Source organism: Rhodanobacter sp. FW101-FHT13A11, assembly GCF_058790335.1.
On sequence record NZ_JBYTCN010000012.1, the window covers coordinates 19,453 to 40,820 of the forward strand.

The 21,368-nt window shown below is 68.1% G+C and carries 19 protein-coding genes; 18 read left to right on the forward strand and 1 reads right to left on the reverse strand.

From position 1 onward, the window contains the following. Positions 1 to 180 precede the first annotated feature (180 nt). The 17 genes from rpsB to dnaE all read left to right on the forward strand — a co-directional run bounded on the left by rpsB (position 181) and on the right by dnaE (position 19,449). Complete coding sequence (gene rpsB, locus AC3WRN_RS13445; RefSeq protein ID WP_007512047.1) at positions 181 to 1,053, forward strand: 30S ribosomal protein S2; 873 nt, start codon at positions 181 to 183, stop codon at positions 1,051 to 1,053. A 102-nt stretch (positions 1,054 to 1,155) separates the two neighbouring features. Beyond that, positions 1,156 to 2,037, forward strand: a complete 882-nt coding sequence (gene tsf / locus AC3WRN_RS13450; RefSeq protein ID WP_492623359.1) for a translation elongation factor Ts — start codon at positions 1,156 to 1,158, stop codon at positions 2,035 to 2,037. A 225-nt stretch (positions 2,038 to 2,262) separates the two neighbouring features. Then, positions 2,263 to 2,985 carry a UMP kinase gene (gene pyrH / locus AC3WRN_RS13455; RefSeq protein WP_068096382.1) on the forward strand — a complete coding sequence of 241 codons (723 nt, stop codon included), beginning with the start codon at positions 2,263 to 2,265 and terminating at the stop codon, positions 2,983 to 2,985. Between the two features lie 72 nt (positions 2,986 to 3,057). Then, the gene (gene frr / locus AC3WRN_RS13460) at positions 3,058 to 3,615 is read left to right on the forward strand and encodes a ribosome recycling factor (RefSeq protein WP_068096380.1); all 558 of its coding nucleotides are present in this window, start codon (positions 3,058 to 3,060) and stop codon (positions 3,613 to 3,615) included. 17 nt (positions 3,616 to 3,632) lie between these two features. Further along, positions 3,633 to 4,373 carry a polyprenyl diphosphate synthase gene (uppS, locus tag AC3WRN_RS13465; protein WP_068096379.1) on the forward strand — a complete coding sequence of 247 codons (741 nt, stop codon included), beginning with the start codon at positions 3,633 to 3,635 and terminating at the stop codon, positions 4,371 to 4,373. 8 nt (positions 4,374 to 4,381) lie between these two features. Next, a complete protein-coding gene (locus tag AC3WRN_RS13470) occupies positions 4,382 to 5,200 on the forward strand; it encodes a phosphatidate cytidylyltransferase (protein WP_492623360.1) in 819 nt (272 codons plus the stop codon). Between the two features lie 2 nt (positions 5,201 to 5,202). Then, positions 5,203 to 6,378: a 1-deoxy-D-xylulose-5-phosphate reductoisomerase gene (locus AC3WRN_RS13475; protein WP_492623361.1), complete on the forward strand. Its 1,176-nt coding sequence runs from the start codon at positions 5,203 to 5,205 to the stop codon at positions 6,376 to 6,378. Positions 6,379 to 6,414: 36 nt separating this feature from the next. Continuing rightward, a complete protein-coding gene (gene rseP, locus AC3WRN_RS13480) occupies positions 6,415 to 7,761 on the forward strand; it encodes an RIP metalloprotease RseP (protein ID WP_068096375.1) in 1,347 nt (448 codons plus the stop codon). Positions 7,762 to 7,959: 198 nt separating this feature from the next. Continuing rightward, positions 7,960 to 10,377 carry an outer membrane protein assembly factor BamA gene (gene bamA, locus AC3WRN_RS13485; protein ID WP_068096374.1) on the forward strand — a complete coding sequence of 806 codons (2,418 nt, stop codon included), beginning with the start codon at positions 7,960 to 7,962 and terminating at the stop codon, positions 10,375 to 10,377. Positions 10,378 to 10,498: 121 nt separating this feature from the next. After that, a complete protein-coding gene (gene lpxD, locus AC3WRN_RS13490) occupies positions 10,499 to 11,527 on the forward strand; it encodes a UDP-3-O-(3-hydroxymyristoyl)glucosamine N-acyltransferase (protein ID WP_492623362.1) in 1,029 nt (342 codons plus the stop codon). Continuing rightward, positions 11,520 to 11,993: a 3-hydroxyacyl-ACP dehydratase FabZ gene (fabZ, locus tag AC3WRN_RS13495; RefSeq protein ID WP_068096370.1), complete on the forward strand. Its 474-nt coding sequence runs from the start codon at positions 11,520 to 11,522 to the stop codon at positions 11,991 to 11,993. Before lpxD ends, fabZ begins: the two co-directional genes overlap by 8 nt. After that, entirely contained in the window at positions 11,990 to 12,763 is a 774-nt protein-coding gene (lpxA, locus tag AC3WRN_RS13500; RefSeq protein WP_492623363.1) for an acyl-ACP--UDP-N-acetylglucosamine O-acyltransferase, read from the forward strand. Before fabZ ends, lpxA begins: the two co-directional genes overlap by 4 nt. A gap of 63 nt (positions 12,764 to 12,826) precedes the next feature. Continuing rightward, positions 12,827 to 14,038 carry a lipid-A-disaccharide synthase gene (gene lpxB / locus AC3WRN_RS13505; protein WP_492623364.1) on the forward strand — a complete coding sequence of 404 codons (1,212 nt, stop codon included), beginning with the start codon at positions 12,827 to 12,829 and terminating at the stop codon, positions 14,036 to 14,038. Continuing rightward, positions 14,031 to 14,690, forward strand: a complete 660-nt coding sequence (rnhB, locus tag AC3WRN_RS13510; RefSeq protein WP_492623365.1) for a ribonuclease HII — start codon at positions 14,031 to 14,033, stop codon at positions 14,688 to 14,690. Before lpxB ends, rnhB begins: the two co-directional genes overlap by 8 nt. Before the next feature lie 276 nt (positions 14,691 to 14,966). Next, on the forward strand, positions 14,967 to 15,164 hold the full coding sequence (locus AC3WRN_RS13515) for a hypothetical protein (RefSeq protein WP_492623366.1): 198 nt from the start codon (positions 14,967 to 14,969) through the stop codon (positions 15,162 to 15,164). 97 nt (positions 15,165 to 15,261) lie between these two features. Further along, positions 15,262 to 15,798 carry a TlpA family protein disulfide reductase gene (locus AC3WRN_RS13520; protein WP_492623367.1) on the forward strand — a complete coding sequence of 179 codons (537 nt, stop codon included), beginning with the start codon at positions 15,262 to 15,264 and terminating at the stop codon, positions 15,796 to 15,798. Positions 15,799 to 15,909: 111 nt separating this feature from the next. After that, complete coding sequence (gene dnaE, locus AC3WRN_RS13525; RefSeq protein WP_492623368.1) at positions 15,910 to 19,449, forward strand: DNA polymerase III subunit alpha; 3,540 nt, start codon at positions 15,910 to 15,912, stop codon at positions 19,447 to 19,449. A gap of 121 nt (positions 19,450 to 19,570) precedes the next feature. Here the strand turns inward: dnaE and AC3WRN_RS13530 are convergent, their stop codons facing one another. After that, positions 19,571 to 19,945, reverse strand: coding sequence for a YajD family HNH nuclease (locus tag AC3WRN_RS13530; protein ID WP_068096359.1), 375 nt, complete (start codon positions 19,943 to 19,945; stop codon positions 19,571 to 19,573). A gap of 159 nt (positions 19,946 to 20,104) precedes the next feature. Between AC3WRN_RS13530 and AC3WRN_RS13535 the strand changes: the two genes are divergently transcribed. Beyond that, positions 20,105 to 21,061 carry an acetyl-CoA carboxylase carboxyltransferase subunit alpha gene (locus tag AC3WRN_RS13535; protein ID WP_068096357.1) on the forward strand — a complete coding sequence of 319 codons (957 nt, stop codon included), beginning with the start codon at positions 20,105 to 20,107 and terminating at the stop codon, positions 21,059 to 21,061. The last annotated feature ends 307 nt before the right edge of the window (positions 21,062 to 21,368 follow it).

Here is a 21,368-nt window from a genome sequence, read left to right on the forward strand (position 1 = left end):
CGGGATTGTAACCCCCAGCGGTACAACACCCCAACCAACGCCACACACGCATCGGCACCGCCTTCGGGGTGCCGCGCCTCGCCCACCGACAACATCGGGCCAGTCGCGGTCGAAGCCGGGGATGCGTGGAGGTCCCAACCCCCGAGCCTGTCACCAGGCTCAACAATCGGAGTTACACCCATGGCCCAAGTCACCATGCGCCAGATGCTCGAAGCCGGCGTCCATTTCGGTCACCAGACCCGTTACTGGAACCCGAAGATGGCCCCGTACATCTTCGGCGCCCGCGGCAAGATCCACATCATCAACCTCGAAAAGACCCTGCCGCTGTTCACCGACGCGATGAACTTCCTGTCGGGTCTGGCGCAGAAGCGCGGCACCGTCCTGTTCGTCGGCACCAAGCGCTCGGCGCGCGAGCCGCTGGCCGAAGAGGCCGCCCGCGCCGGCATGCCGTTCGTCACCTCGCGCTGGCTCGGCGGCATGCTGACCAACTTCCGCACCGTGAAGCAGTCCGTTTCGCGCCTGAAGGAGCTGGAAGCGGCCGAGACCGACGGCAGCTTCGAGAAGCTGGTCAAGCACGAAGTGCTGGCCCGTCGCCGCGAGCGCGACAAGCTGCAGGCCTCGCTGGGCGGCATCAAGGACATGAACCGCCTGCCCGACGCGCTGTTCGTGATCGACATCGGCCACGAAGACATTGCCGTGCAGGAAGCCAAGAAGCTCGGCATCCCGGTGATCGCCGTGGTCGACACCAACTACAACCCGGAACTGGTCGACTACGCCATCCCGGGCAATGACGACGCGATCCGCGCGATCCAGCTGTACGCCCGCGCCGCCGCCGACTCGATCCTCGAAGGCAAGGCCGCCGCGCCGGCCGCCGCCCAGGGCGACGCCAACGACTTCGTCGAGCTGGACGAGGAAGGCAACCCGGTCGCCAAGGTCGATCGCAAGCCGGCTCCGCGCCGCGACGCCGCCCCGCGCAAGAGCGCCCCGCGCCGCGATGGCGGCCGTGACGGCGGCCGCGGCCCGCGCAACGACGGCGCGCCTGCCGCCAAGTAAGCGCGGCGACGGCGGCCCGGCGCCGCCGTCGCATCCGCACGCGATAACCGCGCGGGGGCGCTCCATCGCCGCCGCGCAACTGACGCATTCAGAGGATTGACGATGAGCAATATTTCCGCACAACTGGTCAAGGAGCTGCGCGAGCGGTCCGGCGCCGGCATGATGGAATGCAAGAAGGCGCTGGTCGAGAACAACGGCGACATCGAAGCCGCGATGGAGTGGCTGCGCAAGTCCGGCCTGGCCAAGGCCGACAAGAAGGCCAGCCGCGTCGCCGCCGAAGGCCGCATCGTGGCCGCCCAGGCCCCGGGCAAGGCCGTGCTGGTCGAGATCAACTGCGAGACTGACTTCGTCGCCAAGGACGCCAGCTTCCTGAAATTCAGCGACACCGTCGCCGACGTCGCGCTGAACTCCGGCGCCGCCGACATCGACGCGCTGAAGGCGGCCGCCTACCCGGGCGCCGCCAACGTGGAAGAAGCCGCCAAGGCGCTGATCGCCACCATCGGCGAGAAGATCGACGTGCGCCGCCTGGCCCGCGTCGCGACCAACGGCATCATCGGCAGCTACATCCACGGCGGCCGCATCGGCGTGCTGGTGGCGCTCAAGGGCGGCTCCGAGGAGCTGGCCAGGGGCATCGCGATGCATGTCGCCGCGATGAACCCCGCCTATGTCCGCGCCGAGGACGTGCCGACCGACTTCCTCGCCAAGGAAAAGGAAATCGCGCTGGCCGCCATGTCGGACAAGGAAAAGAACAAGCCCGCCGACATCCTGGAGAAGATCGTCTCCGGCAAGGTCCACAAGATCGTCTCCGAGGTCACCCTGCTCGGCCAGCCCTACGTGCTGGACACCAACGTGACCGTGGCCGAGGCGCTGAAGAAGGAAGGCGCCGACGTCCTCTCGGTGGCCCGCCTGGCCGTCGGCGAAGGCATCGAGAAGGTGGAAGAGGATTTCGCCGCCGAAGTGATGAAGCAGGCCGGTTTGAGGTAATAGTCGTCCCTGACCGGCAGACCGGCCATCCATGGCCGGACTGTCTAGAAAAAGCGATGCTTCGAATCGAGGGCCGCGGGAAACCGCGGCCCTTTTCGTTTCCACGGTCTCCGGAGACCCGGCGGCGCGCACCCGCATTTTTCGCTCCTTTCCGTTCGCGCCCGCCCCGTCGCCACCCGCCCTCCGCTACAATGTGACGGTTTGCCCACACAATCCGGAGACCCCATGAGCGACCAGCCGAAGTACCACCGCATCCTGCTCAAGCTCTCCGGTGAAGCGCTGATGGGCGACGCCGACTACGGCATCGACCCGAAGGTGATCGGCCGCCTCGCCGACGAGATCATCGAGGTGCGCAAGGCCGGGGTGCAGGTGGGCGTGGTGATCGGCGGCGGCAACATCTTCCGCGGCGCCGGCCTCGCCGCCGCCGGCATGGACCGCGTCACCGGCGACCACATGGGCATGCTGGCCACGGTGATGAACGCGCTGGCGATGGCCGACGCGATCGAGAAGCGCGGCGGCTACGCACGCGTGATGAGCGCGATCCAGATCCACGATGTGGCCGAGGACTACATCCGCCGCCGTGCGATCCGCCACATCGAGAAGGGACGCATCGTGCTGTTCGCCGCCGGCACCGGCAACCCGTTCTTCACCACCGACTCGGCCGCCGCCCTGCGCGCGGTGGAAATCGGCGCCGACCTGCTGCTGAAGGCCACCAAGGTCGACGGCGTGTACACCGCCGACCCGGCCCGCCACGCCGACGCCACCCGCTACGAACAGCTCACCTACGGCGACGTGATCCAGCGCAACCTGCAGGTGATGGACACCGCCGCCATCGCGCTGTGCCGCGACCACGGCATGCCGCTGCGCATCTACGACATGACCGTGCCGGGCAGCCTCATGCAGATCATGCGCGGCGAGCCGATCGGCACCCTGGTCGACGGCGGCTGACCGCGCCGCAGCAAGCCTCGCCGGCCTCCACTGCTATAATCGAACGTTGCCAGATTCACCGGGAAGCGCCACATGCTCAACGACATCAAGAACGACGCCCAGACCCGCATGGGCAAGAGCATCGAATCACTCAAGCACGACCTCACCCGCATCCGCACCGGCCGCGCCAGCACCGCGCTGGTGGACGGCATCAAGGTGCCCTACTACGGGTCCGACATGCCGTTGACCCAGGTCGCCTCGGTCACGCTGTCCGACGCGCGCACGATCATCATCACGCCCTGGGAAAAGACCATGGTGGCGCCGATCGAGAAGGCGCTGATGGCCTCCGACCTGGGCATTACGCCGACCACCGCCGGCACCGTGATCCGCCTCAACATGCCCGCGCTCACCGAGGAGCGCCGCCGCGAGCTGGCCAAGCACGTCGGCCACGAGGGCGAGAACGCCAAGATCGCGATCCGCAACGTGCGCCGCGACGCGTTGCAGCAGGTCAAGGACCTGCTCAAGGAAAAACTCATCACCGAGGATGAGGACCGCCGCGTCGACGACGAGATCCAGAAGCTCACCGACCGCGCGGTGAAAGACGTGGACGCCGTGGTCAAGGCCAAGGAAGAGGAGCTGATGGCGCTCTGAGCGCCATCGCATCCGTCATGCCCGGCGCTGAAGCGGCCCAGGTTCCGCGCCATATCGCCATCGTCATGGACGGCAACGGCCGCTGGGCCAAGGGCCGCCACCGCCCGCGCAGCTTCGGCCATGACGCCGGTCGCAAGGCCGTGCGCGAGGTGATCGAGGCGTGCCTGCGCGAGGGCGTCCGGGTGCTGACCCTGTTCGCCTTCTCCAGCGAGAACTGGCAGCGCCCGCAGGACGAGGTGGGTGCCCTGATGGGCCTGTTCGTGCGTGCGCTGGACAAGGAAGTGGACGAGTTGCACCGCCACGGCGTGCGGCTGCGCTTCATCGGCGACCTCGACGCGTTCGACGAGCCCCTGCACAAGCGCATGCACGCCGCGATGGCCCGCACCGCCGGCAACGACAAGCTGCAGGTGAACATCGCGGTGAGCTACGGCGGCCGCTGGGACATCGTGCAGGCCAGCCGCCAGGCCGCCGCCGCGGTGGCGCGCGGCGAGCTGCGCGTGGACCAGCTCGATGAGGTCCGGCTGGGCCGGTGGATGAGCCTGGCCGAGCTGCCGCCGCTGGACCTGTTCATCCGCACCGGCGGCGAATGCCGCATCAGCAACTTCCTGCTGTGGCAGGTCGCCTACGCCGAGCTGTACTTTACCGACACCTTGTGGCCCGATTTCGACCAGGCTTGCCTGCGCCGGGCCATCGAAGACTATGCCCGCCGGGAGCGCCGCTACGGCCGCACCGGCGAGCAGGTCGCCATCCCTTCCTGAGGATTCCCATGCTGCTTCAGCGCACCCTCACCGCCCTGGTGCTCGCGCCGCTGGTGATCCTGATCATCCTGCTGTCATCGAACGCCGTGTTCGCGTTGATCGTCTCGCTGGCCTTCCTGGCGGCCTGGTGGGAATGGGCCCAATTGAGCGGCCTGCGCAGCCAGGCGTGGCGCATCGGCCTGCTGCTCGCGGCGGCATGCGTGTTCGCGTGGCTGTGGAGCGCGCGCGCCACCGCGCTGGCCCCGCTGCTGCTGGCCGCCGGCGTGGCCTGGTGGCTGCTGGCCTGCCTGTGGCTGCGCCACTTCGCCTTCGGCGCGGCGCCCACCCGCGAGAACCTCGCGTTGAAACTGCTGGCCGGCGCCTTGGTGATCCTGCCGGCATGGATGGCCCTGGCCTGCATCCACGCCCGCGTGCCGCACGGCCCCTGGTGGACCCTGCTGGCGCTGGTGATCGTGTGGGCCTCCGATATCGGCGCCTATTTCAGCGGCCGCGCTTTCGGCAGGCGCAAGCTGGCCCAGCAGATCAGCCCGGGCAAGACCTGGGCCGGCGCGTACGGCGCGATGGTGGCCGGCGTGCTGGTGGCGACAGCGGGTGCCTGGCTGCTCGACGTGCGCGGCGCCCGGCTGGTGGCGCTGGCACTGCTGGCGGTGCTCACGGTCGCCGTGTCGATCGTCGGCGACCTGATCGAGAGCCTGATGAAGCGGCATGCCCAGGTAAAGGATTCGGGCAGCATTTTTCCCGGCCATGGCGGCCTGCTGGACCGACTGGACAGCGTATTCGCCGCGCTGCCGGTATTCGCCGCCGGCCTGCTCCTGCTGGACCTCTGACCATGCGCAACGTCGCCGTCCTCGGCGCCACCGGTTCGATCGGCGGCAACACGCTCGATGTCATCGCGCGCCACCCGCAGCGTTTTCGCGCCACCGTGCTGACCGCGCATCGCCAGGTCGAGGCGCTCGCCGCGCTGTGCGTGCAGCATCGGCCGGAGCTGGCGGTGATCGCCGATCCGACGCTGGAAGCCGAGCTGGCGCGCCGCCTCGCCGCCGCCGGCGTGCGCTGCGAGGTGGCCAGCGGCCCCGCTGCGCTGACCGCCGCCGCGGCCGGCGGCTTGTGCGATACCGTGGTGGCCGCGATCGTCGGCGCCGCCGGGCTGGAGTCGACGCTGGCGGCGGCGCGCGCCGGCAAGCGCCTGTTGCTGGCGAACAAGGAATCCATCGTGATGGCCGGCCCGCTGCTGCTGCAGGCGGTCGCCGCCGGCGGCGGCGCGCTGATCCCGGTCGATTCCGAACACAACGCGATCTTCCAGTGCCTGCCGGGCGGACGCCCCGAACTGCGCGAGAGCGGCGTGCGCCGGCTGGTCCTGACCGCTTCCGGCGGACCGTTCCGTGGCCGTACCCGCGCCGAGCTGGCCGACGTCACGCCCGCGCAGGCCTGCAAGCACCCAAACTGGGTGATGGGCCGCAAGATCTCGGTCGATTCCGCCACCCTGATGAACAAGGGCCTGGAGGTGATCGAGGCGCACCACCTGTTCGGCGCGCCGGCCGAGGCGATCGACGTGGTGGTGCACCCGCAGAGCCTGGTGCATTCGATGGTGGAGTACGTCGACGGTTCGGTGCTGGCCCAGCTCGGCAACCCGGACATGCGCACCGCGATCGCTTGCGCGCTGGCCTGGCCGGAGCGGGTCGAGACCGGGGTGGCGCCGCTGGACCTGGCCGCCTGTGCCCCGCTGCAGTTCGAGCGGCCGGACCTGGCCACCTTCCGCTGCCTGGCGCTGGCGTTCCAGGCGCTGCGTGCCGGCGGCGATGCCCCGGCCGTGCTGAACGCCGCCAACGAGATCGCGGTGGAAGCCTTCCTGGCCGGCGCGCTGCCGTTCCTGTCGATCGCCGACGTGGTCGAGGCCGTGCTTGCGGAACTGCCGGCGCAGGCCGTGGTCGATGTTGAAACCCTTCGTGAACGCGACCGCACGGCCCGGGAAACGGCACGCCGCGTTCTGCGCAATGCTTGCTGATATTCTTGTCTCGATGACTTTTCGCCACGGTACTTGATGACTTCCTTCTTCGGCTCGGTGTTCTGGTTGCTGGTCACGCTGGGCGTGCTGGTCACCTTCCATGAGTTCGGCCACTACTGGGTCGCGCGCCGCTGTGGGGTCAAGGTGCTGCGCTTCTCGGTCGGTTTCGGCAACGCGATCTGGAAGCGCATCGGCCGCGACGGCACCGAGTACCAGATCGCCGCGATCCCGCTGGGCGGCTACGTGAAGATGCTCGACGCGCGCGAGGGCGAGGTCGACCCCGCGTTGCGCGGGCAGGAGTTCACCGGCAAGCCGGTGTGGCAGCGCATCGCCATCGTCGCGGCCGGGCCGGGCTTCAACCTGATCTTCACCATCGCCGCATTCTGGCTGATGTTCATGCTGGGCCGCCCGGACGTCGCCCCGGTGGTGACCGCGGCGCCGCAGAGCATCGCCGCCAGCGCCGGCATCCAGCCGGGCGACCGCATCCTCAGCATCGACGGCCGCAGCGTCGGCACCTGGACCGATGCGATGGACGTGGTGGCCAATGCCCTGCTCGGGCGCGCGCCGCTGCCGCTCGCCGTGCGCGGCCAGGACGGGCGCATGCGCGAACTGGTGCTGCCGCTGGACGAATTGCCGCCGGGGCAGGACGTGGGCCAGTACCTGGGCAAGCTCGGGCTGAAGCTGGCGCCGCCGCCGGCGATCGCCGCCACCGTGATGCCCGGCCAGCCGGCCGCGCAGGCCGGCATGCAGGGCGGCGACCGCATCCTCAGCGTCAATGGCCAGGCGGTGGGCGACTTCGCCGCGTTCGGCAAGCTGGTGCAGGCCGAGGCTGTCAGGTCGCCGGTGCTGGCGGTCGCGATCGAACGCGCCGGCCGGCCGCTGCAGCTGAACGTCACCGCCAGGTGGGAGTCGCTGGAGGGCCAGCCGCCGAAGTGGGTGCTGGGCGTGGGTGCGCCACCGGTCGAAACGGCCACCGTGAGTTACGGCCCGGTCAGGGCCATGGCCGCCTCGCTCGGCGCCACCTGGCGCAACACCACGCAGACCTTCAGCATGCTCGGCAAGATGCTGACCGGCGAGGCCTCGACCCGCAACCTGTCCGGCGTGATCGGCATCGCCGAGGTCGCGAACGCCTCGGCCAGCATGGGCCTGCCGTGGTTCCTGCAGTTCCTGGCGCTGGTGTCGCTGAGCCTGGCGATCCTCAACCTGCTGCCGATTCCGGTCCTGGATGGCGGGCACCTGCTGTATTATCTTGTGGAGTTGATCAAGGGCAGCCCGGTCAGCGAACAGACGATGGTTGTGGGCCAGTACATCGGCCTGGCCCTGCTGTTCACCCTGATGGGGCTGGCTTTCTACAACGATATCCACCGCATGCTGCTGTCGTGATACCGATGCCCGGCGCCTGCAGCATGCCGACGACACGCCTGCCTGCGCCCGCCGCAGCATGGCGCGGCGGCGTGTCAACCCGTGCGCTCCCCTGGTGGGGTGCGGATTCCCTTTCGAGGCAGGGCCTGTCCCTGCCTCATGCGTTGATCGGGGCGGCTGCGCTGGCCGCTCCATCGAAATAACCCAACGGAACCGACGATGAAGCGTATCGCCGCGCTGATTTTGCTTGCCTCCCTCTCCGCCAATGCGTTCGCGTTCGACCCGTTCGTGGTGTCGGACATCCGCATCGACGGCCTCAGCCGCATTTCCGCCGGTACCGTCTTCAATTACCTGCCGATCAACAAGGGCGACCAGCTGACCAACGAAGGGGCGCAGCGCGCGATCCGCGCGCTGTACCGCACCAAGTTCTTCAGCGACGTGGAATTCGACCGCGAAGGCAGCATCCTGGTGATCAAGGTGGTCGAGCGGCCGTCGATCGCCAAGTTGACCCTGCGCGGCAACAAGGACATCAAGACCGACGACCTGAAGAAGGGCCTGAAGGAGATCGGCCTGTCCGAAGGCGAGACCTTCGACCGGCTGGCACTGGACAACGTGCAGCAGGAACTCACCCGGCAGTACTACAACCGCGGCAAATACAACGTGTCGGTCGACCCGCACGTGACGCAGCTGGACCGCAACCGGGTGGCCGTCGAGATCGAGGTCCGCGAGGGCAAGGCGGCCAAGATCAAGGAGCTGAACATCCTCGGCAACCACGCGTTCACCGACAAGCAGATCCGCGACGGCTTCGAATCGAACACCACCAACTGGATGTCGTGGTACTCGAAGGACGACCAGTACTCGCGCGAGAAGCTCTCCGGCGACCTGGAGAAACTGCAGTCCTACTACATGGACCGCGGCTATGCCGACTTCGGCGTCGACTCCACCCAGGTGGCGATCGCGCCGGACAAGCGCGCGATGTACATCGATGCCAGCATCAAGGAAGGCGAGGTCTACAAGGTCGCCGACGTCAAGCTGCTCGGCGACCTGATCCTGCCCGAGGCGACCATGCGCCAGCTGGTCTTCGTCAAGACGGGCGACACCTTCAACCGTGGCGCGATCGAGGCGAGTTCCAAGGCGATCAAGGGCCTGCTCGCCAACATCGGCTACGCCTACGCCAAGGTCACGCCCATCCCGAAGCTGGACAAGGAAAAGCGCACCGTCGACCTGACCATGTACGTCGAGCCGGGCCAGCGCGTGTACGTGCGCCGGGTGGTGTTCCAGGGCAACACGCGCACCGAGGACAACGTGCTCCGCCGCGAGATGCGCCAGCTCGAGGGTTCCTGGTACTCGCAGGCGGCGGTCGACCGCTCCAAGGTCCGCCTGCAGCGGCTCGGCTACTTCAAGAAGGTGGACATCGACAAGAAGCTGGTGCCGGGCACCCAGGACCAGGTGGACGTCAGCGTCAAGGTCGAGGAGCAGTCCGCCGGCAGCATGCAGTTCGGCATCGGCTACTCGCAGTACTCCGGCATCATCCTCAACGCCTCGGTGTCGCAGAACAACCTGTTCGGCACCGGCGACAGCTTCTCGATCAGCGGCGAGCGCAGCACCTACTACAGCCGCATCGGCCTCAGCTACTACAACCCGTACCTGACCGACAGCGGCATCGGCATCGGCTACAGCGCCTCGTACTCGAAGACCGACTACGGCAATACCGACTTCGCGAACTACGCCACCAGCGCCAAGAGCTTCTCCAGCTACCTCGGCATCCCGATCAGCGAAACGGACGGCCTGCGCGTGGGCCTGGGCATCAGCAGCAACAAGGTCAACCTGTTCTCCGGCTACAGCCCGCAGGTGCTGCTCGACTACCAGAACGAGATCGGCAACAAGACCATCCATACCTGGACCGGCACGCTGGGCTGGAACCACGACACCCGCAACGGTTACTGGGCGCCGACCCGCGGCGGCCTGATCTCCGCCTCGACCGACGTGGCGCTGCCCGGCTCGACCGTGCAGTACTGGAAGCTCTCCACCGAAATCAACCATTACTGGCCGATCGGCAAGGGCTTCGTGCTGTACCTCGACGGCCAGGTCGGCTACGGCAAGACCTACGGCCACAATGGCATCAGCGACGACGCCTTCACGGCGCTGAAGGACGCCAGCCTGGCCCAGAACCCCAACCATGTCATCACCGACATGCGCCAGGACCTGCCGTTCTGGCAGAACTACTACGCCGGCGGCGTGCGCGACGTGCGCGGCTACCAGGACCAGACGCTGGGCCCGCGGGTCTGTATCGACGGCAGCACGCCCAATGCCAGCGGCCTGTGCAATGGCGGTTACTACGCGCAACCGATCGGCGGCTCTTTCAAGGTGCTCGGCACCGCGCAGGTATTCCTGCCGCTGCCGTTCCTGAAGGACGTCAACACCGCGCGCGTGTCCTGGTTCATGGACGTCGGCAACGTCTACAAGGATTACAGCAGCTTCAATGCCTCGGACCTGCGTGCCTCCACCGGCCTGTCGCTGCAGTGGCAGGCGCCGATCGGCCCGCTGATCATCAGCTTCGCCGTGCCGCTGCGCACGCAGGCCGCGGACCGTCACTACGAGGAACGGATCCAGTTCACCTTCGGCAGCCAGTTCTGACCCGACCGAAGGCCGGGGGAACCCAGGGAAGCGCGGCCATGCCGCGCTTTCTTTTGCCGGAGTGGCGCACTGCAGGCCGGGACGCCACCCCCTACAATGGCCGGCAGGTTCCGGAGCACGCATGAGCGCAATCAACTACACGGTGGCCGATCTCGCCGAACGGTTCGGGCTCGGCTTCAACGGCGACGGCACGCGCGTCATCGACGGCGTCGCCACGCTGGCGGGTGCCCGCCCCAGCCAGCTGAGCTTCCTTTCCAACAGCAGGTACACCGGACAGCTGGCGGGGACCCATGCCGGCGTGGTGGTGCTGCACGAGGAAAACCTCGCCGACTGCCCGACCGCCGCGTTGGTCGCCGGGGATCCCTATGTCGCCTACGCGAAGATCGCCGCGCTGTTCGAACGGCTGCCGGCCGCGCCGGCCGGCATCCATCCCAGCGCGGTGGTCGCCGCCGGCGCACGGATCAGCGCCAGCGCCAGCATCGGCCCGGGCTGCGTCATCGCCGACGGCGTGGAGATCGGCGACGGCGCCGTGCTCGGCCCGCACTGCATCCTCGGCGAGGACTGCGCGGTGGGCGCGCAATCGCGGCTGGTGGCGCGGGTCACCCTGGTCACCCGGGTCACGCTGGGCAAGCGCGTGCTGGTGCACCCGGGTGCCGTGATCGGCTCGGACGGCTTCGGCCTGGCCTTCGAGCGCGACCACTGGGTGAAGATCCCGCAGCTCGGCGGCGTGCGCATCGGCGACGACTGCGAGATCGGCGCCAACACCACGATCGACCGCGGCGCGCTGGAGGACACCGTGCTGGAGGAGGACGTACGGCTGGACAACCAGATCCAGATCGCCCACAACGTGCACGTCGGCGCGCACACCGCGATGGCCGGCTGCGCCGCGGTGGCCGGCAGTGCGAAGATCGGCCGCTACTGCATGATCGGCGGCAACGCCGGCGTGCTCGGCCATCTCGAACTGGCCGACCGGGTTACCATTACCGCCAAGAGCCTGGTCGCGCACTCGATCCGCGAGCCTGGCGAATATTCATCCGGCGTGCCACTGCAGGACAACCGTCAGTGGCGGAAGAATGCGGCGCGCTTCAAGCATCTGGACGAGTACGCGCGCCGGTTGTCGGCGTTGGAGAAGGACAATAACGATGAGTGAGAACAAAGGCGCCCTGCCCATGCCGATCAACGTGGAGCAGATCCAGGAACTGCTGCCGCACCGCTATCCGTTCCTGCTGGTGGATCGGGTGGTCGAGATCGTGCCCGACGTCAGCGTGGTCGCCATCAAGAACGCCACCATCAACGAGCCGTTCTTCCAGGGCCATTTCCCCGGCCATCCGGTGATGCCGGGCGTGCTGATCGTCGAGGCGATGGCGCAGGCCGCGGGCTTGCTGACCCAGCTCAGCCGCCGCGCCAAGGGCGACGACGGCAGCCCCCTGTTCTACCTGGTCAAGGTCGACAACGCGCGCTTCAGCGCGCCGGTGGTGCCGGGCGACCAGTTGCGCCTGGAAGTGACCCAGAAACGCCTGGTGCGCGGCATGGGCCTGTTCACCGCCCGTACCCTGGTGGACGGCAAGGAAGTGGCCAGCTGCGAACTGATGTGCGCGGCGAGGACCGACAAATGATCCACCCCTCCGCGCTGGTCGATCCCTTCGCCGTCCTCGGCGCCAACGTCAGCGTCGGCGCCTACAGCGTGATCGGCGCCGAGGTGGAAATAGGCGACGGCACGGTGGTCGGTCCGCACGTGGTGATCGAGGGCCCCACCAGGATCGGCCGCGACAACCGCATCGCCCAGTTCGCCTCGCTCGGCGGTGCACCGCAGGACAAGAAGTGGCAGGGCGAGCGCACCGAGCTGGTGATCGGCGACCGCAACCTGATCCGCGAATTCACCACCATCAACCGCGGTACCGGCGACGGCGGCGGCGTCACCCGCCTCGGCAACGACAACTGGGTGCTCGCCTACGTGCACGTGGCGCACGACTGCCAGATCGGCAACAACGTGGTGTTCTCCAACTACGCGGCGCTGGCCGGGCACGTGACGATCGGCGACTGGACGATCCTGTCCGGCTATTCCGGCGTGCACCAGTTCTGCAAGGTCGGCGCCCACGCCTTCATCGGCATGGGCTGCCTGGTCGGCCACGACGTGCCGCCGTTCGTGATGATGGCGAACGAACAGCAGGGGCGCCCGCGCGGCATCAACAGCGAGGGCCTGAAGCGCCGCGGCTTCGACGCCACGCGCATCGCGGCGATCAAGCGCGCCTACCGCACCCTGTACATGGCCGGCCTGTCGCTGCCCGAGGCGCGCGAGAAGCTGGTCGAGCAGGCGCGCGAGAGCGACGACGTACGGGCGATGCTCGAGTTCCTCGACCAGAGCGAACGCGCGCTCGCCCGATAAGCGTATGGCGCTTATCGGGAAATCAAACGCGCGCCCCGGCTCTTGCTTCACGAAGGAGACGAAATGCAAAACATCGACGTCTCCACGCAGGCCCCCCTGATCGCCATCCTCGCCGGCGAGGACTCCGGCGACCAGCTCGGCGCCGACCTGATCGTGGCGATGCGCCAGCGCTATCCGCAGGCGCGCTTCGTCGGCATCGGCGGTGCGCGCATGCAGCGCGAGGGCTTCGACTCCTGGTACGACATCCGCGAGCTGTCGCTGTTCGGCTTCAGCGAGGTGGTCCGCCACCTGCCCCGCCTGCTGCGGCTGCGCAGGGCGCTGGTCGCGCGCCTGCTGCGGGAGCGGCCGGCCGTGGTGGTCGGCATCGACGCACCCGACTTCAACCTCGGCGTGGAACAGCGGCTGAAACGGGCCGGCGTGCTGACCGTGCACTACGTCAGCCCGTCGGTGTGGGCGTGGCGCGAGAAGCGGGCGGAAAAGATCGGCCGCAGCGCCAGCCGCGTGCTGTGCCTGTTCCCGATGGAGCCGGCGATCTACGCGAAGCACGGCATCGACGCCAGCTTCGTCGGCCACCCGCTGGCCGACCGTTTCGCGCTGGTGTCCGACCGCGTCGGCGCGCGCGAGGTTCTGCAACTGCCGCAGCAGGCGCCGGTACTGGCCGTGCTGCCCGGCAGCCGGCTGTCGGAGGTCAGCCGGCTGGGCCAGGCCTTCATCGACGCGGCGAATCAGGTGGCGGCGGCCGTGCCCGGGCTGCGCGTGGTGATCCCGGCCGCCAACCCGCAGGTGCACGCCAGGCTCGGGCAACTGCTCGCCAGCGGGCCACACGATGAAACCGCGCCGCTGTTGCTGGACGGCCACGCGCACGAGGCGATGCTGGCCGCCGACGTGGTGCTGCTGGCCTCCGGCACCGCCACGCTGGAGGCCATGCTGGCGAAGCGGCCGATGGTGGTGGGCTACCGCGTCGCGCCGCTGAGCTACCGCATCGCCCGCGCGCTGAAGATGCTGAAGACCGACGTCTACGCGCTGCCGAACATCCTGGCGCGTGCCGGCGGCCTCGGCGACGAACTGCTGGTGCCCGAGCTGATGCAGGACGACTGCACCGCCGACAACCTGGCCGCCGCCACGCTGGCGCTGTTCAAGGACAGCGAGCGGCGCGGCGCGATCGTCGCCGCGTTCGAGCAGTTGCACCAGGCGCTGCGCGGCGGCCTGGAAGGCCACGCGGGGGATCGCGCGGCGGCGGCGATCGCCGAACTGATCGACAAAAGTCATGGCTAGGGAGTGCGTGGCAAGCACCAGCCCCGCACCTCAATCCTCTCCCCAAAGGGGAGAGGATGCCAACGCAAACAGCGTGCTCGTCGCCGGCGTCGACGAGGCCGGCCGCGGCCCGCTGGCCGGCCCGCTGGCGGTCGCCGCGGTGATCCTCGATCCGGCCCGTCCCATCGTCGGACTGAACGATTCGAAGAAACTCAGCGAAGCGAAACGCGAGGCGCTGTACCCGCAGATCATCGAACGCGCGCTGGCGTACTGCGTGGTGCTGATCGAGCCGGATGAGATCGACCGCCTGAACATTTTCCAGGCCACCATGGCCGGCATGAGCCGAGCCGTAGCCAGCCTCGTTCCTGTCGCCCACGAAGCACTGATCGACGGCAACAAGTTACCGAGGGACCTGCCCTGCCCCGGCCGCGCGATCGTCGGCGGCGACGCGCTGGAACCGGCGATCAGCGCCGCCTCGATCCTGGCCAAGGTCAGCCGCGACCGTGTGATGGTCGCGCTGGACGTCGTGCATCCCGGCTACGGCTTTGCCGTACACAAGGGCTATCCGACCCCGGCACACCTGGCCGCGTTGCAGCGGCTCGGGCCGTGCGCGCAGCATCGCCGCAGCTTCGCGCCGGTGCGCCTGCTGCTGGACCAGTCGCGATTGTTCTAAGAGCCTGTTCACGATCTCCAAGCACCCCGCGCCGGGAGCTCGCGAACAGGCTCTGGTGCATCAGCGCGGGAGTTTCCGCACGCGCAAACGGCCTGGTCGCGAGTCTGGTGAGATTGATCCGTATAGCCCATTCGTCTATGCAACTTTTCTCCGCGCGGGCGCATCATTCACAACAGGAACCGCGATCAGCAGGGACGCGCCGGCAACACCGGCCTGTCGTCCAGACGAGGCTCGCCGGGCACAGTCACAAGCGCACCCAGCAGCAGGAGTCGTGCCATGATGCTTCCCACCAACCGCCCCATCGCGCCACCGATGCCGCCCCCCGCCCTCACGCAACCGGCGGACGACACGTGCGACGCCATCCATGACCCCGTGACGCCACACGCCGACTACAACCTCCGCCCGCTGGCGGTGGACAGCCTCGACCACTACGTCATCCGCCTCGACGAAGACGAACGGTTTCACGTGGTCTGATGGCCACCGGCCGTCCCGCGACATGCGCTGACCGCCGTCCCGTTCTCCGCTCCGACCATGTTGCTACGCTGGCACCATCAATCGGGGGATGGATGACATGCGCAGGATCGGTGTCGCATTGCTGGGCCTCGTGCTCTGCTTCGCCGCCACGGCCGAAGTAAATCCCGGCGACATGCCTCCTGAGACCCTGGGTACGACCCAGCGAGGGCAGGCGGTGACCGTCTCGTCCCTCCACGGCAAGGTCGTGGTGATCAGCTTCTGGGCCACCTGGTGCGGGTACTGCATGAAGGAGATGCCGGTACTGGCGAGCCTGCAGGCGTTGGCCACCGAGCGCGGATTGCCGCTGCAGGTCGTCGCCGTCAACCACCGCGAGGACCGCGAGACTTTCGTGCGCACCTCGCGCACGCTGAGAAGAAGCCTCCCGGAGTTGTTGCTCACCTGGGATCGCGACGGCGCCATCGGCAAGCCTTACGGCGTCACGGGCATCCCGGTGATGGTGATGCTGCACCGGGACGGCACCGTGGCGCACGTCCACGTCGGTTACGGCGAGGACATGCTGGACAGCCTGGTGGCCGAGATCAACGCCCTGCTCGTCGAGCCGCCGCCCGCTTCCGTAGCGGCCGCAGCCAACTGATTTCGGAAGGCATGCGAGGCGCCGCCCCGCTTCGCGCAAACCGCGTGGAAGTCAATCTTGCCGCTGGGCACAGCGCCGGGTAGCCTGACTGGACTCACCGCGTAAACCGGCATGACCGTCCGCTATACCCACCTGCACCTGCACAGCGAATACTCGCTGGTCGATTCGACCATCCGCATCAAGGCGCTGGTCGCCGCCTGTGTGCGCGACGGCATCCCGGCGGTGGCGCTGACCGACGACAGCAACATGTTCGCGCTGGTGAAGTTCTACAAGGCATGCAGCGCCGCCGGCATCAAGCCGATCGGCGGCTGCGACCTGTGGATCTCGGCGCCGGACGACCCGCGCCCGTGGCGGCTCACCCTGCTGTGCCAGGACCGCGGCGGCTATCTCAACCTGTCGCGGCTGGTCTCGCGCGCCTGGCAGGAAGGCCAGCACGGCGGCCGCGCACTGGTCGAGGCTGGCTGGCTCACCGCCGGCGCCAGCGACGGGCTGATCGCCCTGCTCGGCCGCGAGAGCGAGGTCGGCCGCATCGCGCTGAACCAGGGCATCGAGGCTGCGCTGGCAAAACTGCGCCCGCTGGCGCGACTGTTTCCCGAGCGGCTGTATCTGGAGCTGACCCGCTGCGGCCGCGACGGCGAGGAAAACTGGAACACCGCCGCGCTGGCGCTGGCCACCGAACTCGGCCTGCCGGTGGTAGCCAGCAACGACGTGCGCTTCCTCACCCAGGACGACTTCGGCGCGCACGAGGCGCGCGTGTGCATCAACCAGGGCCGCGTGCTGGCCGATCCGAAACGCCCGCGCGAGTACAGCGACCAGCAATACCTGAAAACGCCGGAGGAGATGGCCGCGCTGTTTGCCGACCTGCCCGAGGCGCTGGAAAACACCGTTGAACTGGCGAAACGCTGCAGCCTGGAACTCAAGTTCGGCACCTACTACCTGCCCGACTTCCCGGTGCCCGAGGGCCACGACCTCGACAGCCATATCCGCGAGCTGTCGCGGCAAGGCCTGCGCGAACGGCTGGCCGGCGCGCCGCCGGCGGCCGGCCACACGCTGGCCGACTACGAGGCGCGGCTGGAACGCGAGCTCGATGTCATCGTCAAGATGGGATTCCCCGGCTACTTCCTGATCGTGGCGGACTTCATCAACTGGGGCAAACAGAACGGCATTCCGGTCGGTCCCGGCCGCGGTTCCGGCGCCGGCTCGCTGGTGGCCTGGGCGCTGAAGATCACCGACCTGGACCCGCTGCAGTTCAACCTGCTGTTCGAGCGCTTCCTCAACCCCGAACGCGTGTCGATGCCCGACTTCGACATCGACTTCTGCATGGACCGCCGCGACGAGGTGATCGACTACGTGTCGCGCAAATACGGCCGCGACCGGGTCAGCCAGATCATCACCTACGGCTCGATGGCGGCCAAGGCCGTGCTGCGCGATTCCGGCCGCGTGCTCAGCATGGGTTACGGCCAGGTCGACAAGCTGGCCAAGATGGTGCCGCCGCGGCCGCTCGACCTCACCCTGTCCGATGCGCTGGGCCGCTCGGAGAAGTCGAAGAAGGAACCCGATCGCGTCGTCAAGGAGTTCTGCGAAGCCTACGAGCAGGACGAGGACGCCCACGCGCTGATCGACCTGGCGCTGAAGCTTGAAAACCTCACCCGCAACGCCGGCAAGCACGCCGGCGGCGTGGTGATCGCGCCGAGCCCGCTGACCGACTTCGCGCCGCTGTACTGCGAAGCCGGCGGCGGCGGCGTGGTGACCCAGTACGACAAGGACGACGTGGAAGCGGTCGGCCTGGTCAAGTTCGACTTCCTCGGCCTGCGCACGCTGACCATCATCGACTGGGCGGTGAAGGCGATCAACGCGCGCCGCGCGAAAGCCGGCGAGACACCGCTGGACATCGCCGCGCTGCCGCTGGACGACGCGCCCACCTACGAGCTGCTGAAGAAGGCGCAGACCGTCGCGGTATTCCAGCTCGAATCCTCCGGCATGCAGCGCATGCTGAAGGACGCCAAGCCCGACCGCTTCGAGGACATCATCGCGCTGGTGGCGCTGTACCGCCCCGGCCCGATGGACCTGATCCCCAGCTTCGTGGCGCGCAAGCACGGCCGCGAGGAAGTGGAGTACCCCGACCCGCGCGTCGAACCGATCCTGCAAGAGACCTACGGCATCATGGTCTACCAGGAGCAGGTGATGCAGATGGCGCAGATCGTCGGCGGCTACTCGCTCGGCGGCGCCGACCTGCTGCGCCGCGCGATGGGCAAGAAGAAGCTCGAGGAGATGGCGAAGGAGCGCGCCAAGTTCCGCGAGGGCGCGGCGAAGGACGGCCTGACCGGCGAGAAGGCTGATGCGATCTTCGACCTGATGGAGAAGTTCGCCGGCTACGGCTTCAACAAGTCGCACGCGGCCGCCTATGCGCTGGTCTCCTACCAGACCGCCTGGCTGAAGACGCACTACCCGGCCGAGTTCATGGCCGCCACGATCTCCTCGGACATGGACAACACCGACAAGGTGGTGACCTTCCTCGACGAATCGCGGGCCATCGGCATCGCCGTGCAGCCGCCGGACGTCAATGCGTCCGAATACATGTTCGTGGCGATCGAGCCCAGGACGATCCAGTACGGCCTCGGCGCGATCAAGGGCGTCGGCCAGGGGGCGTGCGAATCCATCGTCGCCGAACGCGCCAACGGCAAGTACACCGACCTGGCCGATTTCTGCCGCCGCGTGGACCCGACCCGGCTCAACCGCCGCGTGCTGGAAGCGCTGATCCTGTCCGGCGCACTGGACACGCTCGCCGCCAACCGCGCCAGCCTGATGCTGCAGCTGCCCGACGCGATCAAGGCCGCCGAGCAGCACCTGCGCGACCGGCAGTCCGGCCAGAACGACATGTTCGGCACCGCCATGGGCGCGATGACACCCGTGCTGCGCATCGACCTGCCCACCGTGCCGGAATGGCCGCTGGAACAGAAGCTGCAGGGCGAGCGCGACACGCTCGGGCATTACCTGTCCGGCCACCCCACCGACCCGTGGATGGACGAACTGGCGCAGCTGTCGACCTGTCCGCTCGGCGAGATCGCCGACCGCTACCAGCCGCCGAAGCCGCGCAAGAACGACGAAGGCGACAATAACCGCTTCCGTCGTGGTCCCGACACGCCATGGACCGTCGCCGGCATGGTCACCGCCGTGCGCAAGCGCGGCGACAGCGACGCCTTCGTGCGGCTGGAGGACGGCACCGGCGTCATCGAGGTGAGCTTCTTCGGCGAGCTGTACCAGCAGATTGCGCCGCTGCTGACACGCGACGAGATGCTGGTGGTCGACGGCGGGCTGCGCATCGACGATTTCTCCGGCGGCGGCTTCCAGCTGCGCGCGCGCAGCGCCTGTTCGCTGGCGGACGCCTGCCGCCGCCACGCGCGCCTGTTGCAGCTGAAGTTGAATGGCATCGGCCCGGACTTCGTCGGCCAGCTGCAGCACGCCCTGGCCGGCTACCGCGGCGGCCGCACCAGCGTGACCCTGCACGGCTACCGCAACCAGGGCGCCCAGGCCGACCTCGAACTCGGCGAAGCCTGGCGCGTGGAAGCCATCCCCGACCTGCTGCGCGCGGTGCGCGCCCTGCCCGGCGTGAAAGCGGCGCGACTGCGCATCGTCAAGCAGCAGGATTGACCCGCCTTGCGCCCTCCCCTGCTTCGCAGGGGAGGGCTGGGGTGGGGTCGCTCTTGATCTTCCTTGCCAGTCCCGACAACCCCCACCCAACCTCCCCCTGCAAAGCAGGGGGAGGAGAAAATCATTTGCTGCCCCGCTCCAGCATTGCCTTCAGGTCGGCGAACGGGTTGCCGGTGGCCGGCGGGGCGTCCTCCACCGCCAGCACGCCGCCGCGCACGTGGTCGATGTGACGCGCGTGTTCGTTGTCGTGGCAGTACACGCACAGCAGTTCCCAGTTGCTGCCGTCAGGCGGGTTGTCGTCGTGGTTGTGGTTGCGGTGGTGCACGGTCAGTTCCTGCAGGTTCGCGCGGGTGAACTCGCGCGCACAGCGGCCGCACACCCACGGGTACATCTTCAGCGCACGCTCGCGATAACCCAGCTCGCGCTGCTCCGCGTTGCGCCGCGCCTCGGCCACGATGCGGTCGAGCCTGGCCTCGTCGATGGGTTTGCTGGGCATGGCATGGCTCCGGCTGACGGCTTGCGGTGAGGCGGACGATAGCGCAATGGCGGCTCGGCGACGGGCTTTTGTCCACCCCGTCACAGCCATACGGCGGCGTTCTCGCGTTTTCCCGCAGGACGGTATACTGAGCCGCTTCTGTGCCATGAATTGCAACGAATGAACCCCAACTTCCTCGATTTCGAACAACCGATTGCCGAGCTGGACGCGAAGATCGAAGAGCTTCGCCACGCCAGCCATGGCCAGGCGTTCAACATCGACGAGGAAGTCGGCCGCCTGCGCGAGAAGCTCAAGGTCAAGACCGCGGAGATCTTCCGCAACCTCAACTCGTGGCAGACCACCCAGCTCTCGCGCCACCCGGCGCGGCCGTACACGCTCGACTACATCGGCGTGATCTGCGAGGAGTTCCACGAGCTGGCCGGCGACCGCATGTATGCCGAAGACGCCGCCATCGTCGGCGGCCTCGGCCGCATCAACGGCCGCCAGGTAATGATCATCGGCCACCAGAAAGGCCGCAATACCAAGGACAAGGTACGCCGCAACTTCGGCATGCCGCGTCCCGAGGGCTACCGCAAGGCGCTGCGCCTGATGAAGATGGCCGAGCGCTTCGGCCTGCCGCTGCTGACCCTGATCGACACCCCCGGCGCCTACCCCGGCGTGGGCGCCGAGGAGCGCGGCCAGAGCGAGGCGATCGCGCGCAACCTGCTGGAAATGGCCGAGCTGAAGGTGCCGATCGTCTGCACCGTGATCGGCGAGGGCGGCTCCGGCGGCGCGCTGGCGATCGGCGTGGGCGACCGCACCAACATGCTGCAGTACGCCACCTATTCGGTGATCTCGCCGGAAGGCTGCGCCTCGATCCTGTGGAAGAGCCCGGACAAGGTGAGGGATGCCGCCGAGGCACTGGGCATGACCGCGCCACGCCTGCTGGAGCTGGGCCTGATCGACAAGCTGGTGCGCGAACCGCTGGGCGGCGCCCACCGCAATCCGCGCTCGATGGCGATCCGCCTGAAGGCGGTGCTGCTGAACCAGCTCGACGAACTCGAGGCGATGCCGGTCACCGACCTGCTGCAGCAACGCTACAAGCGCCTGCGCAGCTACGGCGCGTATCAGGAATAAAACGGGGCAAAACCTCCGTTACGCGCGGTTCCGGTCGCATGTGCTGCCGGCCAGGAGTTTCGGGGCGGCGCTTTCGGGGTGAACCCTTGGTCATCGACGCCCTTGAGTAGCACGGTTTTAACGCGAAACACACCGCCACTTACAGCGTCGGGACTAGACGTCCGCCCATCCGTTGCGCAGCAACGGTGGTCCCCAAGGGCCATAAGCGAACGCGCGAAAGATTCCAGTCAGGGATGTCCTGCCCAGCAGGCCATCGCACCACCGCCGGGGGGAGCCTTTGGGTCTGCTTGTCGCGGTTTGACCCGAG

Excerpts from the sequence above, each read along its gene's own strand:
- rpsB (WP_007512047.1), top strand. The coding sequence starts at position 181 with ATGGCCCAAGTCACCATGCGCCAGATGCTCGAAGCCGGCGTCCATTTC.
- tsf (WP_492623359.1), top strand. The coding sequence starts at position 1,156 with ATGAGCAATATTTCCGCACAACTGGTCAAGGAGCTGCGCGAGCGGTCC.
- pyrH (WP_068096382.1), top strand. The coding sequence starts at position 2,263 with ATGAGCGACCAGCCGAAGTACCACCGCATCCTGCTCAAGCTCTCCGGT.
- frr (WP_068096380.1), top strand. The coding sequence starts at position 3,058 with ATGCTCAACGACATCAAGAACGACGCCCAGACCCGCATGGGCAAGAGC.
- uppS (WP_068096379.1), top strand. The coding sequence starts at position 3,633 with ATGCCCGGCGCTGAAGCGGCCCAGGTTCCGCGCCATATCGCCATCGTC.
- AC3WRN_RS13470 (WP_492623360.1), top strand. The coding sequence starts at position 4,382 with ATGCTGCTTCAGCGCACCCTCACCGCCCTGGTGCTCGCGCCGCTGGTG.
- AC3WRN_RS13475 (WP_492623361.1), top strand. The coding sequence starts at position 5,203 with ATGCGCAACGTCGCCGTCCTCGGCGCCACCGGTTCGATCGGCGGCAAC.
- rseP (WP_068096375.1), top strand. The coding sequence starts at position 6,415 with ATGACTTCCTTCTTCGGCTCGGTGTTCTGGTTGCTGGTCACGCTGGGC.
- bamA (WP_068096374.1), top strand. The coding sequence starts at position 7,960 with ATGAAGCGTATCGCCGCGCTGATTTTGCTTGCCTCCCTCTCCGCCAAT.
- lpxD (WP_492623362.1), top strand. The coding sequence starts at position 10,499 with ATGAGCGCAATCAACTACACGGTGGCCGATCTCGCCGAACGGTTCGGG.
- fabZ (WP_068096370.1), top strand. The coding sequence starts at position 11,520 with ATGAGTGAGAACAAAGGCGCCCTGCCCATGCCGATCAACGTGGAGCAG.
- lpxA (WP_492623363.1), top strand. The coding sequence starts at position 11,990 with ATGATCCACCCCTCCGCGCTGGTCGATCCCTTCGCCGTCCTCGGCGCC.
- lpxB (WP_492623364.1), top strand. The coding sequence starts at position 12,827 with ATGCAAAACATCGACGTCTCCACGCAGGCCCCCCTGATCGCCATCCTC.
- rnhB (WP_492623365.1), top strand. The coding sequence starts at position 14,031 with ATGGCTAGGGAGTGCGTGGCAAGCACCAGCCCCGCACCTCAATCCTCT.
- AC3WRN_RS13515 (WP_492623366.1), top strand. The coding sequence starts at position 14,967 with ATGATGCTTCCCACCAACCGCCCCATCGCGCCACCGATGCCGCCCCCC.
- AC3WRN_RS13520 (WP_492623367.1), top strand. The coding sequence starts at position 15,262 with ATGCGCAGGATCGGTGTCGCATTGCTGGGCCTCGTGCTCTGCTTCGCC.
- dnaE (WP_492623368.1), top strand. The coding sequence starts at position 15,910 with ATGACCGTCCGCTATACCCACCTGCACCTGCACAGCGAATACTCGCTG.
- AC3WRN_RS13530 (WP_068096359.1), bottom strand. The coding sequence starts at position 19,945 with ATGCCCAGCAAACCCATCGACGAGGCCAGGCTCGACCGCATCGTGGCC.
- AC3WRN_RS13535 (WP_068096357.1), top strand. The coding sequence starts at position 20,105 with ATGAACCCCAACTTCCTCGATTTCGAACAACCGATTGCCGAGCTGGAC.